Raw genomic sequence first — 15,539 nt, forward strand, 5'->3', positions numbered from 1 at the left:
GGAATCGGCCGGACGGCCGACGCGCGACGGCGTCACATCGTGATGCTGCTCGCGTCGATCCAGCGCACGGCCCAGTCGCGCGCGTGCGCGATCGCGGCGCCTTCGTCGTTGAACTGGAGTTCGGTCGGGAAAAAACGGTTCGCAACCAACTCCCCGTCGCTCGATCGGGAGATCACGACGTAGGGTTTGAACGAACCGTCACTGGCGCGCGCGGGCGCGCAATTCAACAGATAACCGCGGTGCGTGAAGGCAGTAGTCGCTTGCATGAATCCGCCACCTCTAGTCCCTTGTTTGTTGTTCACTACCCGTCTTTAAGGGTGCTGCGGCGCCCGTCGCGGGCAGAGGCGGCGAGATTGCATCCCCCTGTCGCCACTCCGCAGGAAAAGAATCATACTCTGTAGAAAACGCGTCTTCTAGCTGAAATAAATCATGACAAATCAGTGCGCGTCACACGACCGCGGCGATCGCCCGCGCGCCTTTTCCCGTCATGCCCGGAACGGGATTTGCTTCGATCCGGACCGCTTCGCCGTCAGGAGAGCCGCGATGGAATCATCCGGTCGAACAGGTCATTTGCATCCGCACAGCGTCGAGCTCGACAACGACGAAACCCACGACAGCACCGTCGACACCGACGGCAAGAACCGCGAGGCGTGGCTTCTCGCCGGCGGCGGGCCGATCTCGCCCGACCAGATCACGGGCAGCAACGCGTCGCTCGTCAATTCGATGCCCGAAGCCGGCGACGGCATCGCCGGTTTCGACAGCCGCCACGGCGGCAACCATCCGGCGTTCGCGCTGCGCGCGGGCTACGCGGTGATCGAGAAAGGCTTCGCCGCGCCGTCGCCCGCGAGCGATGCGCAGTTCGGTCCCGTCCACCGGATGTACGGCAGCGCGTACTGGCCCGGCCACGGACGGCGGCCGGAACGCGTGATCGAACTGACGGCCGTGCCGAGGTAACCGGCGCGGCGTTTGAATCGATCGTTCGTTTGCGGACCGACGTCGGTCGACGACCGATGCCGGCGGATTGGCGCACGCGACGGGTGCTCAAGCGAACGATTCCGCGCACCGGCATCGGCGGTTGCATGCATGCCGCGAATCGCAGCGACGCACATGGGTTGATCGAAGTCATGTCGAAACGGCGCGGTTGCGATTGAATGACGATGCGTGCAGTTCATCGGCGCGGCATGGCGCACCGTGTCGGTGCGACATGCACGCGCCGCGATGCGTGCACCCGTGCATTGCGCGATTCCGATGCCCGCGCATCCGTTCCCGGCGGCGATGCGGTCTTCACCCGTCATCACGCTGGAGCCGACTGTCTCGAACCGCCCGGCGACCACGCGAACGACGGATACGACGCAGCCATGCGACACGCGTCGCGCAGTGCGGGATGCATCGCGTGCACGGCAGCGCCGGAAGCGTCGCGCCCGCGCGGTGCGACGGGCACCGCACTGCAAAGTCCCCGCCATTGGTTTACTCTGCCTCGCAGCATTGCCCGGACTGATCGGCCAGCCGGCCGACTTCGTTTCAACCCGCCACTCGGAGACACTATGTACAAGCGTATTCTGGTTGCCGTCGACGGCAGCGACACGTCCCGCCATGCGTTCGATGCGGCGCTGGCGCTCGCGAAAGCGCACGGCGCCGAGCTGCAACCGTTCTACGTCGTCGAGAACGCCGCGATCTACTACAACGTGCCGGGCTACGATCCGTCCGTGCTGCGCGATCAGCTCGTCGCGCAAGGCAACGAACTCGCGAAGGATTTCACGAAGCTGATGCAGGCAGCGGGCGTGAAGGGCGAGACGCGGCTGACCGAAGCGACATCGCTCGTCGATGTGTCGTCGTTGATCCTCGAAGGCGCGAAGGCGTTCGGCGCCGATCTGCTCGTGCTCGGCACGCACGGCCGCCGCGGGTTCCGCCGTCTCGTGCTCGGCAGCATCGCCGAACAATGCGTGCGGCACGCGACGCTGCCCGTGCTGCTGATTCCGGCCGCCGCCAACGTGGACGAACAAGCCGCCTGAACGGCGTTCGGCATGCGCGGCGGTCGCGACGTTTTGTCACCCGACAGCGGCAACTTGCGGTGGGACAATGATTCCGTCGATTCAACGCCGGAGTAAACGATCATGCTGACGCCCGTCGCCACACGTCCCGCCGCCACGCCTCATGCCGGCAGCTGGGCTCCTCGCCAGGCCGCGCACTGCTCGTCATGCGCAATGCGGCACCTGTGCATGCCGCAGGGCCTGGCGCCCGAAGCGCTCAGTCGCCTCGAGTCGGTCATCTGCGCGGCTCGCCCCGTCAAGCGCGGCGAAGCGCTGTTCCGCGAGGGCGACGCATTCGACAACCTGTACGCGGTGCGCTCGGGTTCGCTGAAAACCGTCGCCACGCGCCATGACGGCCGCGAACAGGTCACGGGCCTGCATCTCGCGGGCGAAGCGCTCGGCCTCGACGGCATCTGCGACGACACGCATCCGCGCACCGCGGTCGCGCTGGAAGACAGCTCCGTCTGCGTGATTCCGTACAGCGCGCTCAAGACACTGTGCTCGGAAGCCGGCTCGATGCAGTTGCGCATGCACAAGCTGATGAGCGAGCAGATCGTGCGCGAAACGTCGCAAACGATGCTGCTCGGTTCGCTGAATGCCGAAGAACGTGTCGCCGCGTTCCTGCTCGACGTGTCGTCGCGCTACCTGAAGCGCGGTTACTCGCCGTCGGAATTCAACCTGCGGATGACGCGCGAAGACATCGGCAGCTACCTCGGCATGACGCTCGAAACGGTCAGCCGCACGCTGTCCAAATTCCAGAAGCGCGGCCTGATCGAAATGCAGGGTCGCCACGTGCAGATCGTCGACTTCGACGGCCTCCATCAAGTCTGATCGCGCCCGGCGCGCGAATCTCGCGCGCCGCCCGCATGACGTTACCGATCAATCGAGAAACAGCGCGGCGCGCGCCTTCAGCGCCGCGCTGAAATCGTCGAGCCAGCCGATCGACAGGCGCCAGCTCTGCCAGTACAGATCGATGTCGACGGTACGCCCGCGCGACATGTCCACCAGTTCGCCCGCCGCCAGCTGGCGGTCGACCATCCGGTCCGGGCACATCCCCCATCCCAATCCCGTTTCGCATGCGCGCAGATAACCCGCGACGTGCGGTATCCAGTGCTGCGGCGGATCGAGATCCGCGCGCGTCACGCGCCGGATGAAACGCGCCTGCAGCCCGTCCTTCGGATTGAACATCACGCACGGCGCGCGACGCAGCGCATCGCGTGTAATGCCCGCGGCGAAATAGCGTTCGTAAAACGCCGGCGAGCACACCGCGCGATAGCGGATACGCCCGAGCCGCTCAGACCGGCATCCCTGGATCGGCTCGGCCTGCGCGGTCACGGCGCCCTGCACGCTGCCGTCGCGGATGCGCGCCGCCGTGTAGTCCTGGTCGTCGATCACGAGGTCGAGCAACGTTTCGCGCTCCGTGCAGAACGGCCCCACCGCATCGATGAACCACGTCGCGACGCTGTCGTCGTTGACGGCCACGCGCAACATCGGCCATGCGCCCGCGATCTGGCCCGGTAGCGCCGGCATCCGGCCGCCCAGTTCGGCCTCGAGCAGTTGCACGCGCTCGGTATGCCGGCACAGCAGCGCGCCCGACGTCGTCGCGACGCACGGCTGCCCGCGCTTGACGAGCACGCTGCCGACGCGCTCCTCGAGCAGTTTCACGCGCTGCGACACGGCCGACGGCGTGACGTTCAGCTCCTTGGCCGCGCGCTCGAACGAGCCGTACCGGATCACGGCCGAGAGCGCATCGAGCAGGGCGTAGTCGAGCATTAGATTTCCTTAATCCGCATTAGGTGAATTAGCTTCTCTTATTTTCATGCTGACCGCAGACTAGCGCTACCCGATTCATCCGTCTACTGCGTCTACTGCTTTCACCCATCATGAACTGGCTCGCTTTTTCCCACGGCGCCGCACTGTGCGCGTCGCTCATCGTCACCATCGGCGCGCAGAACGCGTTCGTGCTCCGGCAAGGCATCATGCGCTCGCATGTCGGCAAGATCGTGCTGCTGTGCGCGCTGTCCGACATGATCCTGATCGGCGCGGGCGTCGGCGGCGCATCGGTGCTCGTCGAGCGTTATCCGACCTTCGTCCATGCGGTGCTGTACGTCGGCCTCGCGTATCTCGCATGGTTCGGCATCAACGCGCTGCGCCGCGCGTTCAAGCCGGGCCACGCAACGCTCGACGTGCGCGGCGACGCGGTCGCGCCGCCGCCGCAGAGCGGGCTCGCGATCGTGCTGATGACGCTCGCGTTCACCTGGCTCAACCCGCACGTGTATCTCGACACGTTCCTGCTGATCGGCACGGCCGGCGCGCGCGAGCCGGAAGGCGCGCGGCTCGCGTTCGCGATCGGCGCGATGACGGTCAGCTTCGTGTGGTTCCTCGGGCTCGGCTACGGTGCGCGATTGCTCGCGCCGTGGTTCCGCAAGGCCGTCGCGTGGCGCGTGCTGGATGGCGCGATCGGCAGCATGGTGCTGTTTCTCGCGGCGGTGCAGTTGCGCTGACCGACTCGGCGACGCACGGGCGGCTGCGTGCCGCCCGTCTGCCGATCCGCTCCGAAGCAACGTCGAGGCATCCCACCCTTCAGCCCTCACTCCCGCTTCCGCTTCCGCTTCCGCTTCCGCTTCCGCTTCCGCTTCCGCCAACACGGTATCCCGCTTCCCGCAGCGCATCGCTGCCGCGAAATTCAGTTCCAGATCCAACGCAGCCGTACGGACCGCCCACTTGACGGACGATGCATCCGTCATCTGTCGCAAGCCGTCCATCATCACGGCGGAGCGCCGCCTGCACGAATCGAACCGATCGGCGAGAATGTCCGGTGTCCTGCGACAACGGCGGAACCGCACCGCGCACCCCGTCGTCTCGTCGCGCTCGACCTGGCCAATCGCGCAGTTCAATCCCGTCACCCCACCGATATCGGAGCAGAACATGGCACTACGCACCCTCGGCACGTCCAGCATCCAGGTTTCGCCGCTCGCCTTCGGCGGCAACGTCTTCGGCTGGACCGTCGACGAGAACGCATCGTTTGCGCTGCTCGACGCGCTCGCCGACACCGGCATCAACTTCATCGACACGGCCGACGTCTATTCGGCCTGGGCGCCCGGCAACAGCGGCGGCGAATCGGAAACGATCATCGGCAAGTGGCTCAAGCGTTCCGGCAAGCGCGAACAGGTCGTGATCGCGACCAAGGTCGGCCTGCTCTCGGCACGCGCGGGCCTGACGAAGGACAACATCCTGAAGGCCGCCGACGATTCGCTGCGCCGCCTGCAGACCGATTACATCGACCTGTATTTCTCGCACCGCGACCTCGCCGATACGGCCCCGCTCGAGGAAACGCTCGGCGCGTACCAGACGCTGATCGATGCGGGCAAGGTGCGCATCATCGGCGCATCGAACTACAGCGGCGCACGCCTGCGCGAAGCCGCCGACATCAGCAAGCGCGACGGCCTGCCCGCATACCAGGTCATCCAGCCTGAATACAACCTGATCGACCGCGCGGAATACGAACGCGATCTCGAGCCGGTCGTGCGCGACCTGAAGCTCGGCGTCGTCAACTATTACGCGCTCGCGAGCGGCTTCCTGTCGGGCAAGTACCGCAGCGAGGCCGACCTGAAGAAGAGCGTGCGCGGCGATCGCGTCGCCGGCTATCTCGACGAACGCGGCCTGCGCATACTCGCGGCACTCGACGCCGTGTCGGCCAAGCACGGCACGCAGCCGGCCGCGATTGCGCTCGCGTGGCAGATCGCGCGGCCGTCGATCACCGCGCCGATCGCGAGCGCGACGTCGCTCGCGCAACTCGAATTGCTCGGCGAAGCGATCCGCGTCCGGCTCGATCATGACGACATTCGCCAGATCGACGAGGCCAGCGCGACCTGAAGTCGTCGGCGGCAGGCCGGCGGGCGGAGTCGCGCAGTCTCTCGGCTCCGCGATCGGCCTGCATCAAGTGCGCCCCGCTATCGCCGCAGTCGCGGATGCGGATGCGGGAAAAATCGGGAATCTACGCGAACGTCACCGACGCGCAGCGGGCGGGCCACGTGAGCGTCGAATTCCGCGGCAACAAGATGGGATACGACGAAGACGTTTCGCTCGGGCTACCGTCGTCTTCGTCGAAGTAAGCCGGCGGCGCCTGCCGGCAACACGTCGCGATACGTGCGCCACCTAGCCGAAAATCGCACTCGCGTTTTGACCCACACGGCCACTTCCGTTGACTCAACCGGACATCGTTCGCGCATCCGGCCGCAACGCCCCGCTGCAAGCGCGTCGCGCACCGGCCCCGGTCTTTCACGGATTGACCGCGGCATTCGACGTGCCCGAGACTGCGCCGCTCGGGCGGTCATTGGGAGAACGTCATGCCGGACACCAGCACGGAGATCGTCACGATCTCGACGCGCGCCGTACGCGGCGCCGAGCGCGTCGACTTCTGGGTCGACCATGTCGCCCGCACGCTCGTGCGGATCGAATGCAGCGGAAAATCGTCCGAAGGCATCGACGCGTCGCTGCGCAAGCGCGATCTCGGGCTGTTCAGCGCATGTGACATCGTCGCGAACCGGCACGCGGTCGTGCGCACGCCGCACAACATCCACGCCGACCAGCGCGACGCCGTGTTCATCTGCCTGATGCACGAAGGGCAAGGTTATACGTTCCAGGACGTCGACTGCATGCAGCACGCGCCGGGCGATATCGTCCTCTACGACACATCGGTGCCGTACGGCCACGGCTTTCCCGCCGACATGGCGATGACCGTGCTCGACGTGCCGCGCGACGTGTTCGAAGCGCGCGTCGGGCCGTGGCGCTACCGCAGCCTCGTCAAGATCGATCGCGACGACGGCGTGACGTCGTGGGCCGTGCGACAGGCGTACGCGCTGCTCGCCGCGCCTCAGGAACCGGCGCCGGACGCACGCGAACGACGCGCCGCCGCGATACTCGAGCTCGTGCAGTCGATGCTGCGGCTGCGCGACGGCGATGCGTCGCCGACGAAGTCGACCGTTCACACGCTGTCGCGCGCGAAGGCGTTCATCGACAGCCATCTCGCCGACGACGATCTCGACAGCCAGTCGGTGAGCCGCGCGATCAACCTGTCGCCGCGCCAGCTCGCGCGCGTGTTCGAGATCGAAGGGATGCCGCTCACGCGCTACATCCTCGCGCGGCGGCTCGAACGCTGCCGCGCCGACCTGCGCGACCGGTCGCTGAAGCACCTGACGGTCAGCGAAATCGCGTTCCGCTGGGGCTTCAACAACAGCGCGCACTTCAGCCGCAGCTATCGCGCACGCTTCGGCGAGACGCCGAGCGACGCGCGCGCGCCGGCCGACGCGCGATAACCTGACGCCGCAGAACCCGCCACCCGCCGCGGTGTCCGTGCGAGGCAAGCACGGCGTCCATCCCGGTCAAATCGGGCCGCATAGCGGTCGCTAAGCTGGCTTCTTCCGCGGCGGCACACGTTTCGCCGCCCGACAGCAAGGAGAAGAAGCGGGATGGAGACGTACGACCATATCGTCGTCGGCGGCGGTTCGGCCGGCTGCACGGTCGCGCATCGGCTGGTGAAGGCCGGCAGGCGCGTGCTGCTGCTCGAGGACGGCCCGAAGGACGACAGCCTGTTCATCCGGATTCCGGCGACGTTCATCCGCGTGCTCGGCACGCGGCGCACGGTCACGTTCGAAAGCGAACCGCAGCCCGGCGCGGCGGGACGCAAGACCTACGTGCCGCAGGGCCGCACGCTCGGCGGCGGCAGTTCGGTCAATGCGATGCTGTACGTGCGCGGCACGCGCGACGACTACGACGACTGGGCCGCGCTCGGCTGCACGGGCTGGGGCTGGGACGACGTGCTGCCCGTGTTCAAGCGCGCCGAATCGCACCTGCGGCTCTCCGAGCCGTTCCACGGTACCGCCGGGCCGTTGAAGGTCGGCGACACGCGCTTCCGTCATCCGTTGAGCCTCGCGTTCGTGAAGGCCGCGCAGGAAGCCGGCATCGCGTACAACGACGACTTCAACGGCGCCGCGCAGCACGGCGTCGGCTTCTATCACACGACGATCTTCGACGGACAGCGCGGCAGCACCGCGGCCACCTATCTCGCCGATGCGATCGGCCACCCGAACCTGCGCGTGCTGACCGGCTGCCGCGTGACGCGCATCCGGTTCGACGGCCGGCGCGCGACCGGCGTCGAATGGCGAACCGAAAGCGGCGCGACGGGCTCGGCCGCCGCGCGCGCCGACGTCGTGCTCGCGGCCGGCGCGCTGAGCACGCCGAAACTGCTGATGCTGTCGGGCATCGGACCCGGCGCGCACCTGCACGCGCACGGCATCGACGTGCTGCACGACAGCCCCGACGTCGGCGCGAACTACCAGGATCACCTCGAAGTATCGATCTACGGCCATAGCCACGCGCCGGTCAGCCTGCTCGGCGAGGATCGCGGGCTGAAGGCGCTGCGGCACGGGCTGCAGTGGATGCTGTGCCGCACGGGCCTGCTGACATCGAACGTCGTCGAATCCGGCGCGTTCGTCGATACGACGGGCAGCGGCCGGCCGGATATCCAGTTCCACGTGCTGCCGACGCTCGTCGGCGACGTCGATCGCGAGCCGCTGCCCGGCCACGGCCTGTCGATCAACCCGTGCCTGCTCAGGCCGCGCTCGCGCGGCTCCGTGCAACTGCGCGGCAACGATCCGGCCGCGCCGATCCGGTTCGACAGCGGCGCGCTGTCCGACCCGGCCGACGTCGACGGCCTCGTGCGCGGCGTCGCGCTCGCCCGGCGGATCATCCGGGCGCCGTCGCTCGCGCGCATCGTTCGCGAAGCCGAGACGCTGACCGAGGCGGCACTCGCCGACTACGTGCGGCGCCGCGCGAAAACCGTCTACCACCCGGCCGGCACCTGCCGCATGGGCAACGACGGGAACGCAGTCGTCACGCCGCGCCTCGCGGTGCAGGGCGTCGACGGATTGCGGATCTGCGATGCGTCGGTGATGCCGCGCATCGTGTCCGGCAACACGAACGCGCCGACGATCATGATCGCGGAGCGTTGCGCCGAATTCATGCTGGCGGACTGACGCGGCGCGTGTGCGCCGAACCGCACTGCACTGCAAACTAAAACGGCGCGTGACGCACGCGCCGCCGCAACCGCAACCTGCCGACGTCAGCACTCAGCCGCGCGCGCCGCGTCGCGCAGCGCCATCGGCGATGCGCCGTAGCGCTCGCGAATCGCGCGGCTGAAGTGTGCCTGGCTCGAGAACCCCCAGCGAAACGCGATCTCGCCGACGCTCGTCTTGCGCAGCCGCGCATCCGTCAGCTCGCGATACGCATGCGACAACCGTTCCGACCAGATGTGCTGCGTGATCGACTCGCCTTCGGCCGCAAAAAGCCGGCCGAGATGACGCAGCGACAGGCCCACCGCGTCGGCCACCGCCTGCGGCCCGAGCTCCGGCTCGCCGAGATGCGTCGCGATGTACTGCTTCGCGGTCAGCAGGTACGACAGTGACGCGCGCGATGCGCCCGCGCCGTTCACTTCCGCGTCGATGAGTTCCGCGATCAGCGTGCGCGTGTGCTCGGCGAATCGCGCGGCATCGCGCTCGACCGGATCCCTCATGAACCGCTCGACGCTCGCGCGCAGCGTCGCGCCGAGCATCGCACCCGCGCCCGGCTTCGGCGCGATCCGCAACGGCAGCGCGGCCAGTTCCGCATCGAGCCGGTCGTCGAACGTCGTGATCGGGATATCGATCAGCAGTTGCCGCATCGGCGTCAGGAATCCGAACAGATAAGGCACGCGCGTGTCGTAGACGACGACATCGCCGGCTTCCGCGAGCAGGCACCGGTCGCGCTGGATGAAATACGCGCGCCCGCTCAGGATCTGGCACGCGAACAGCGATTCCTTCGGCAACTGCCGCACCAAAGCGGGGCTGCGCTCGATCACGTGATCCTGGCCGCTGATGTCGGCGACGCCGAGGCCCGGCAGCGCGATGTCGGTCTTCTCGACTTCGAGCCCGGCCGGCGACAGCGACGAACAACGCAGGCCGACCAGCGTCGCCGCGTTGAACGCATCCCAGTACGCCATCCGGTCGCGCGCCGGCACGTCGGCCGTCGAGCCTCGCGTGCGTGAAAAAACGGTCGAATTCGTCACGTCGCCTCCTGCTGGCGCCCGTCATACGGAGCGACATGCATTGCGGAATTGGGGGATGGATCGTTTAAACGTCGTGCGGTGCGATGTCCGGCCCGATCAAGCAATTCGTCCAGCCCAGTCAAGAGCGGCGCGCACCGGCTGGCTAAAGTCGAGCCCACGACACCCAAACACAAGGAGACAAACCGTGGTCGACCAAGCCGTAGCCGAATTCTGGCAAAACATCCCGCCGATTGCCAATCCGTTCAAGCCCGATGCGCTGCCGGAAGCCTACATCGCGAACGCGGCCACCGACGACGAGCGCTATTACGTTCCGTTCACCGAAACGGTTTCGTCGCGGCCGCTGTGGATCTCGCCGTCGCAGAACAAATGGTGCGACATCCTGATGGCGAAGGAAGCGGGGCTCGTGAACCGGCACTATCACCCGCACGAGGTGTTCGCTTACACCCTGTCCGGCAAATGGGGCTACCTGGAACACGAATGGACCGCGACGAAAGGCGATTTCGTGTACGAGACGCCGGGCGAAGGCCACACGCTCGTCGCGTTCGATCACCCCGAGCCGATGCGCGCGTTCTTCATCGTCAAGGGGCCGCTGATCTGGCTCGACGAAGAAGGCAACCCCGACGGCTATTTCGACGTGCATTCGTACATCGCGATGTGCAAGGCGCATTACGAGAAGGTCGGCCTCGGCGCGCAGGCGATCGAGAAGCTGTTCCGCTGACGCGCGACGAGGCCCGCCATGACATCCCACCCTTCCCGCAAGCTTGCATGGACGTACGAGAACAGGCTGCTGCTGATCCTGTTCATGACGTTCGGCTTCGTGTTCTTCGACCGCCTCGCGCTGTCGTTCCTGTTCCCGTTCATGTCTGCCGAACTGCACCTGACGAATGCGCAGCTCGGCATGGTGTCGTCCGCGCTCGCGCTCACGTGGGCGCTGTCGGGCGCCGCGACCGGCGCGTGGTCCGACGCGCGCGGCACGCGCAAGCCGCTGCTGATCGCCGCGGTGCTCGGCTTTTCCGTGTGCTCGGCGCTGTCGGGGCTGGTCGGCGGCTTCGCGAGCCTGATCGCGTTCCGCGCGCTGATGGGCATCGCCGAAGGCCCCGTGCTGCCGCTGTCGCAGTCGCTGATGGTCGAGAGTTCGACGCCGAGCCGCCGCGGGCTGAACATGGGCCTGCTGCAGGGCTCGGCCGCCGGCCTGCTCGGCGCGATGATCGGCCCGCCGGTCGTGATCGGGATCGCGACCGCGTACGGCTGGCGCCACGCGTTCTTCGTATCGTGCATTCCCGGCTTCCTGATCGCGTTCTGCATCTGGCGCTGGGTCCGCGAAATGCCGCCCGGCGGCGCACGGCATGCGCAGGCCGACACCGTCGGCACGCCGGCGGCGGGCAGCGCGGCGATCAGCCGCTGGGCGCTGCTGAAGGAACGCAACATCCTGCTGTGCGTGCTGATCAGCTGCTTCTTCCTCACGTGGTTCATCGTGATCATCTCGTTCGCGCCGGTGTTCCTCGTCGACAGTCGCCACCTGTCGCCCGCCGACATGGGCGTCGTGATGACCTGCCTCGGCGCTGCGTGGGTGTTCTGGGGCTTCGCGGTGCCCGCGATCTCCGACCGGATCGGCCGCAAGCCGACGATGATCGTATTCGCACTGATCGCCGCCGCGTGCCCCGTTGCGATGATTCACGCGAATTCGCTGGGGGCGCTCTGCGCGCTCGTGCTCGCGACCTACACGGGCCTCGGCTGCTTCACGCTGTTCATGGCGACGATCCCGGCCGAAACGGTGCCGCCCCGCTCGATCGCCAGCGCGCTCGGGCTGATCATGGGCGCCGGCGAGCTGATCGGCGGCTTCGTCGCGCCGACCGTCGCCGGCTTCGCGGCGGACAAGTACGGCCTGCAGTTCGCGATGTGGACGTCGGCAACCGGCGCGATCCTCGCGTGCGTGCTGTCGTTCGGTCTCGTCGAAACCGCGCCCGCCGTGCTGCGCAAGCGCGCGCTCGCCGGCGCCGCCGCGAACCGTCTCGATACGCAGAACCTCGGAGGACGCTGACATGCGCGCACTTCAATGGCATGGCCCGCGCGACGTCCGTCTCGTGGAAATCGACACGCCGCGCGTCGGCCCGGGCGAGGTGCGCATCGCGGTCGCGTATTGCGGCATCTGCGGCAGCGACCTGCACGAATACGCGGACGGCCCGCACGCGATTCCGGTCGACACGCCGCATCCGCTGTCCGGCCGCACCGCGCCGCTGACGCTCGGCCACGAGTTCTGCGGCACCGTCGTCGAAGTCGGCGCAGGCGTGACGTCGCTGAACCCGGGCGACTGCGTCGCCGTCGAGCCCGAATATCGCTGCCGCCAATGCGCGTACTGCCGCTCGGGGTCGTACAACCTGTGCGTGTCGATGGGCTTCGCCGGGCTGATGGGCGACGGCGGGATGGCCGACTTCGCGGTCGTGCCAGCCTACATGCTGTATCGGCTGCCCGACGGCGTCAGTCTCGAACAGGCCGCCGTGATGGAGCCCGCCGCCGTCGCGCTGCATGCGTTGCGCCGCGCCGAACTCCGGCTCGGCGACACCTGCGCGGTATTCGGGCTAGGGCCGATCGGCCTGTTGCTGATCCAGCTCGCGAAGCTGCAGGGCGCGACCACCATCGTGGCGGTCGACATGTCGCCCGAGCGCCTCGCGGCCGCCGCGCGCTTCGGCGCGACGCACACGTTCAACGCGCGCACGCTCGACGCGTCCGTACTGCGCGATGCGATCCGCGAGGCGTCGGGCGGGCTCGGCGTCGATGCGAGCTTCGAGGCGGCCGGTTTGCCCGCCACGTTCGAAGCGGCGATGCAGGCGCTGCGCAAGGGCGGCCGCGTGGTGATGGTCGGCCTGATGCCGCAAGCGGGCTTCGATGCGTTTCGCGCAGTCAACGACGAACTGACCTTCACGGCGAGCGTCGGCTATCGGCATGCGTACGAAGACCTGCTGCGCATCGTCGCGTCGGGCGCGCTCGACCTCACGTCGATCGTCACGCGCACCGTGTCGCTCGAAGATGCCGTCGTCGACGGCTTCGACGCGCTGCTCGCCGATCGTACGCAGATCAAGATCCTGGTTTCCCCCGCGCAGCGGTCCGCCCGCCGCGCACACATTGTCGGGAGCGTCGAGCATGAGTCGTTCGTGGGCGTTTGAAGGCAAGACCGTCGTCGTGACGGGCGGCACGTCGGGCATCGGCGCGAGCACCGCCTGGCGCTTCGCGGAAGCGGGCGCGTCGGTCGTCGCGCTCGGGCTCGACGTCGCCGGCCCGCATGCGCCGGTGCATCCGCGCGTCCGGTGCATGGAGCTGAACGTGACCGACAGCGACGCGCTGACGCGCACGATCGCCGCGTTGCCGCGGCTCGACGTGCTCGTCAACGGCGTCGGCATCAGCCGGCACGCGGACGAATACCGGATGGACCAGTTCGAGCTCGTGCTGAACGTGAACCTGACGTCGGTGATGCGCGCGTCCGACGCCGCGTTGCCGGCGCTGTCGGCCCACGGCGGCAGTATCGTCAACGTCGCGTCGATGTACACGTACTTCGGCAGCAAGGACCGGCCCGCGTACAGCGCGAGCAAGGGCGGTATCGCGCAGCTCACGCGTTCGCTCGCGCAGGCGTGGGCCGAGCGCGGCATCCGCGTGAACGCGGTCGCGCCCGGCTGGATCGACACGCCGCTCAGCAGCGGGCTGATGGCCGACGCGCACGCGTCGCGGCAGATCCTCGATCGCACCCCGCTCGGGCGCTGGGGCACCGCCGACGAGGTCGCGAACGTGATCCTGTTCCTGTGCTCGCCCGGCGCGTCGTTCGTGACCGGCGCGATCGTGCCGGTGGACGGCGGGTATTCGACGGTCTAGCGCCCGGCGCACGGCGTGTCGGCGGCAGGCAGTCGCTCCCGATGCGCGGTGCGCAAACCATTCCCCTTCGGTTGCGCCTGAATCGGGATCGTTACGGCTCAGGTTTATTCATATCAATCAGTAGTCCAATCAAAAATATCCGACCCGATCGGAAACATGTGAGGAGCACATTGGAGATGACGAAAAAGACCCTTCTGGCACTCGCGGCCTGCGCGATCCCGGCGGCGGCGTTCGCGCAAAGCAGCGTGACGATGTTCGGGCTGATGGACACCGGCATCAGCTACGTCAGCAACGAAGGCGGCCACGGAAACGCGAAATTCGACGACAACATCTTCTTTCCGAACCTGCTCGGATTCGAAGGCAAGGAGGATCTCGGCGCGGGCACGCGCGCAATCTTCCGGCTCGTGAACCAGTATTCGCTCGGCAACGGTTCGATCATCGGCGGCGGGTTATTCGCGCGGCAGGCCTACGTCGGGCTGGAAAACGACCGCTACGGCAAGCTCACGCTCGGCAACCAGTACGAGTTCATGGTCGACTCGCTGGCCGCGAGCGGCAACGAGATCGCGCAGGATCTCGTCGGCCTGTACGGTTTCCGCAACGGGCCGTTCGACAAGCTCGCGCTGCCGAACAACCCGACCGGTGCGTTCGACTGGGATCGCGTTGCGGGCAGCAATCGCGTCGCGAACTCCGTCAAGTACACGAGCCCGTCGCTGTCGGGCCTGACCTTCGGCGCGCTGTACGGTTTCGGCAACGTTGCGGGGTCGGTCGGCGCGAACAACACGGCCAGCGTCGGCGCGAGCTACGACAACGGCCCGTTCGGCGCGGGCGCGGCCTATACGAACCAGAAATACGGCGCGTCGGCGGGACTGCCGCCGACCAGCGTGCGCAACTGGGGCGCGGGCGTGCACTACACGCTCGGCGCGGTCACGGGGAAGGCGCTCTTCACGACCGTGCGCAACGCGCAGAACGGCGCGGGCGTGTGGTCGGCGGAAGCCGGCGCGGCGTGGCATCCGTCGCCTGCGTGGGTGGTCGGCGCGTCGTACACGTACATGAAGGGCAACGACACGCTCGACAACGCACATGCGCATCAGATCCTGGCCACCGTTCAGTACTGGCTGTCGAAGCGCACGATGGTGTATGTGGCGGGCGTGCATCAGCGCGCGAACCATGGCAGCAACGCGCAGGTCAACGGCGTGATGGATGCCAACGGCGCGTCGAGCGGCGCGCTGCAGTCGATCGCGCGGATCGGGTTCAGCACGCGGTTCTAGGTTCCAGCCCCCGGTGATTCCTGTCGGCGATCCCGCGACCGGATCGCCTGACGACGAAGGCGCGGCGCCGGCACGGCCTGCCGCCTTCGTCGTCGCACGCGTACCGGTCGCCCGCCCGCGTATCGGATCGAAAAGCGTTCGGGCAACCGCGGCTAACGCAACGAATCCGTTCGGTCCAGGTCATGCATGGCCATGTCATGACACGGCGACGGCGCGACGCCGAAGCGCCGACCAAACAAGCGCGCGCACTGTAACCACGTGTAATCGACTCGC

Annotated in this window: 15 protein-coding genes; 12 read left to right on the forward strand and 3 right to left on the reverse strand. The window is 67.6% G+C overall.

Annotation, left to right across the window (positions count from 1 at the left end; translation table 11 throughout):
* Positions 1–32 precede the first annotated feature (32 nt).
* Positions 33–266, reverse strand: a complete 234-nt coding sequence (locus tag ABD05_RS21145) for a hypothetical protein (protein ID WP_047902053.1) — start codon at positions 264–266, stop codon at positions 33–35.
* Positions 267–543: 277 nt separating this feature from the next.
* On the opposite strand from ABD05_RS21145, the gene ABD05_RS21150 reads away from it, so the two are divergent.
* From ABD05_RS21150 to fnr, 3 genes are all read left to right on the forward strand, one after another.
* Positions 544–954 (forward strand): DUF3005 domain-containing protein, encoded by a 411-nt coding sequence (locus tag ABD05_RS21150; protein ID WP_047902054.1) that lies wholly within the window; start codon positions 544–546, stop codon positions 952–954.
* Positions 955–1,544: 590 nt separating this feature from the next.
* Positions 1,545–2,012 (forward strand): universal stress protein, encoded by a 468-nt coding sequence (locus ABD05_RS21155; RefSeq protein WP_047902055.1) that lies wholly within the window; start codon positions 1,545–1,547, stop codon positions 2,010–2,012.
* Positions 2,013–2,114: 102 nt separating this feature from the next.
* A complete protein-coding gene (gene fnr / locus ABD05_RS21160; RefSeq protein WP_047902056.1) occupies positions 2,115–2,861 on the forward strand; it encodes a fumarate/nitrate reduction transcriptional regulator Fnr in 747 nt (248 codons plus the stop codon).
* 48 nt (positions 2,862–2,909) lie between these two features.
* Here fnr and ABD05_RS21165 read toward each other — a convergent pair whose 3' ends face one another.
* On the reverse strand, positions 2,910–3,803 hold the full coding sequence (locus tag ABD05_RS21165; RefSeq protein ID WP_047902057.1) for a LysR family transcriptional regulator ArgP: 894 nt from the start codon (positions 3,801–3,803) through the stop codon (positions 2,910–2,912).
* A gap of 110 nt (positions 3,804–3,913) precedes the next feature.
* Here ABD05_RS21165 and ABD05_RS21170 point away from each other — a divergent pair, with 110 nt between their 5' ends.
* The 4 genes from ABD05_RS21170 (at position 3,914) to ABD05_RS21185 (ending at position 9,067) form a co-directional block, all read left to right on the forward strand.
* Positions 3,914–4,534 carry a LysE/ArgO family amino acid transporter gene (locus tag ABD05_RS21170; RefSeq protein WP_047902058.1) on the forward strand — a complete coding sequence of 207 codons (621 nt, stop codon included), beginning with the start codon at positions 3,914–3,916 and terminating at the stop codon, positions 4,532–4,534.
* Between the two features lie 424 nt (positions 4,535–4,958).
* The gene (locus tag ABD05_RS21175; protein WP_047903703.1) at positions 4,959–5,906 is read left to right on the forward strand and encodes an aldo/keto reductase; all 948 of its coding nucleotides are present in this window, start codon (positions 4,959–4,961) and stop codon (positions 5,904–5,906) included.
* A 473-nt stretch (positions 5,907–6,379) separates the two neighbouring features.
* Positions 6,380–7,348 carry a helix-turn-helix domain-containing protein gene (locus ABD05_RS21180; protein ID WP_047902059.1) on the forward strand — a complete coding sequence of 323 codons (969 nt, stop codon included), beginning with the start codon at positions 6,380–6,382 and terminating at the stop codon, positions 7,346–7,348.
* Between the two features lie 153 nt (positions 7,349–7,501).
* A complete protein-coding gene (locus ABD05_RS21185; protein WP_047902060.1) occupies positions 7,502–9,067 on the forward strand; it encodes a GMC family oxidoreductase in 1,566 nt (521 codons plus the stop codon).
* A gap of 86 nt (positions 9,068–9,153) precedes the next feature.
* On the opposite strand, the gene ABD05_RS21190 is transcribed toward ABD05_RS21185, so the two are convergent.
* Complete coding sequence (locus ABD05_RS21190) at positions 9,154–10,134, reverse strand: helix-turn-helix domain-containing protein (protein ID WP_047902061.1); 981 nt, start codon at positions 10,132–10,134, stop codon at positions 9,154–9,156.
* A gap of 184 nt (positions 10,135–10,318) precedes the next feature.
* On the opposite strand from ABD05_RS21190, the gene ABD05_RS21195 reads away from it, so the two are divergent.
* The 5 genes from ABD05_RS21195 to ABD05_RS21215 all read left to right on the forward strand — a co-directional run bounded on the left by ABD05_RS21195 (position 10,319) and on the right by ABD05_RS21215 (position 15,266).
* A complete protein-coding gene (locus ABD05_RS21195) occupies positions 10,319–10,852 on the forward strand; it encodes a 2,4'-dihydroxyacetophenone dioxygenase family protein (RefSeq protein WP_047902062.1) in 534 nt (177 codons plus the stop codon).
* Positions 10,853–10,870: 18 nt separating this feature from the next.
* Positions 10,871–12,175, forward strand: a complete 1,305-nt coding sequence (locus ABD05_RS21200) for an MFS transporter (RefSeq protein WP_047902063.1) — start codon at positions 10,871–10,873, stop codon at positions 12,173–12,175.
* Between the two features lies 1 nt (position 12,176).
* A complete protein-coding gene (locus ABD05_RS21205; RefSeq protein WP_047902064.1) occupies positions 12,177–13,298 on the forward strand; it encodes a 2,3-butanediol dehydrogenase in 1,122 nt (373 codons plus the stop codon).
* A complete protein-coding gene (locus ABD05_RS21210; RefSeq protein WP_047902065.1) occupies positions 13,276–13,998 on the forward strand; it encodes an SDR family NAD(P)-dependent oxidoreductase in 723 nt (240 codons plus the stop codon). Before ABD05_RS21205 ends, ABD05_RS21210 begins: the two co-directional genes overlap by 23 nt.
* A 176-nt stretch (positions 13,999–14,174) precedes the next feature.
* Positions 14,175–15,266, forward strand: coding sequence for a porin (locus ABD05_RS21215; protein WP_047902066.1), 1,092 nt, complete (start codon positions 14,175–14,177; stop codon positions 15,264–15,266).
* The last annotated feature ends 273 nt before the right edge of the window (positions 15,267–15,539 follow it).

The sequence above is a fragment of the Burkholderia pyrrocinia genome, from assembly GCF_001028665.1.
Classification (GTDB): Bacteria; Pseudomonadota; Gammaproteobacteria; order Burkholderiales; family Burkholderiaceae; genus Burkholderia; species Burkholderia pyrrocinia.

Excerpts from the sequence above, each read along its gene's own strand:
- ABD05_RS21145 (WP_047902053.1), bottom strand. The coding sequence starts at position 266 with ATGCAAGCGACTACTGCCTTCACGCACCGCGGTTATCTGTTGAATTGC.
- ABD05_RS21150 (WP_047902054.1), top strand. The coding sequence starts at position 544 with ATGGAATCATCCGGTCGAACAGGTCATTTGCATCCGCACAGCGTCGAG.
- ABD05_RS21155 (WP_047902055.1), top strand. The coding sequence starts at position 1,545 with ATGTACAAGCGTATTCTGGTTGCCGTCGACGGCAGCGACACGTCCCGC.
- fnr (WP_047902056.1), top strand. The coding sequence starts at position 2,115 with ATGCTGACGCCCGTCGCCACACGTCCCGCCGCCACGCCTCATGCCGGC.
- ABD05_RS21165 (WP_047902057.1), bottom strand. The coding sequence starts at position 3,803 with ATGCTCGACTACGCCCTGCTCGATGCGCTCTCGGCCGTGATCCGGTAC.
- ABD05_RS21170 (WP_047902058.1), top strand. The coding sequence starts at position 3,914 with ATGAACTGGCTCGCTTTTTCCCACGGCGCCGCACTGTGCGCGTCGCTC.
- ABD05_RS21175 (WP_047903703.1), top strand. The coding sequence starts at position 4,959 with ATGGCACTACGCACCCTCGGCACGTCCAGCATCCAGGTTTCGCCGCTC.
- ABD05_RS21180 (WP_047902059.1), top strand. The coding sequence starts at position 6,380 with ATGCCGGACACCAGCACGGAGATCGTCACGATCTCGACGCGCGCCGTA.
- ABD05_RS21185 (WP_047902060.1), top strand. The coding sequence starts at position 7,502 with ATGGAGACGTACGACCATATCGTCGTCGGCGGCGGTTCGGCCGGCTGC.
- ABD05_RS21200 (WP_047902063.1), top strand. The coding sequence starts at position 10,871 with ATGACATCCCACCCTTCCCGCAAGCTTGCATGGACGTACGAGAACAGG.
- ABD05_RS21205 (WP_047902064.1), top strand. The coding sequence starts at position 12,177 with ATGCGCGCACTTCAATGGCATGGCCCGCGCGACGTCCGTCTCGTGGAA.
- ABD05_RS21210 (WP_047902065.1), top strand. The coding sequence starts at position 13,276 with ATGAGTCGTTCGTGGGCGTTTGAAGGCAAGACCGTCGTCGTGACGGGC.
- ABD05_RS21215 (WP_047902066.1), top strand. The coding sequence starts at position 14,175 with ATGACGAAAAAGACCCTTCTGGCACTCGCGGCCTGCGCGATCCCGGCG.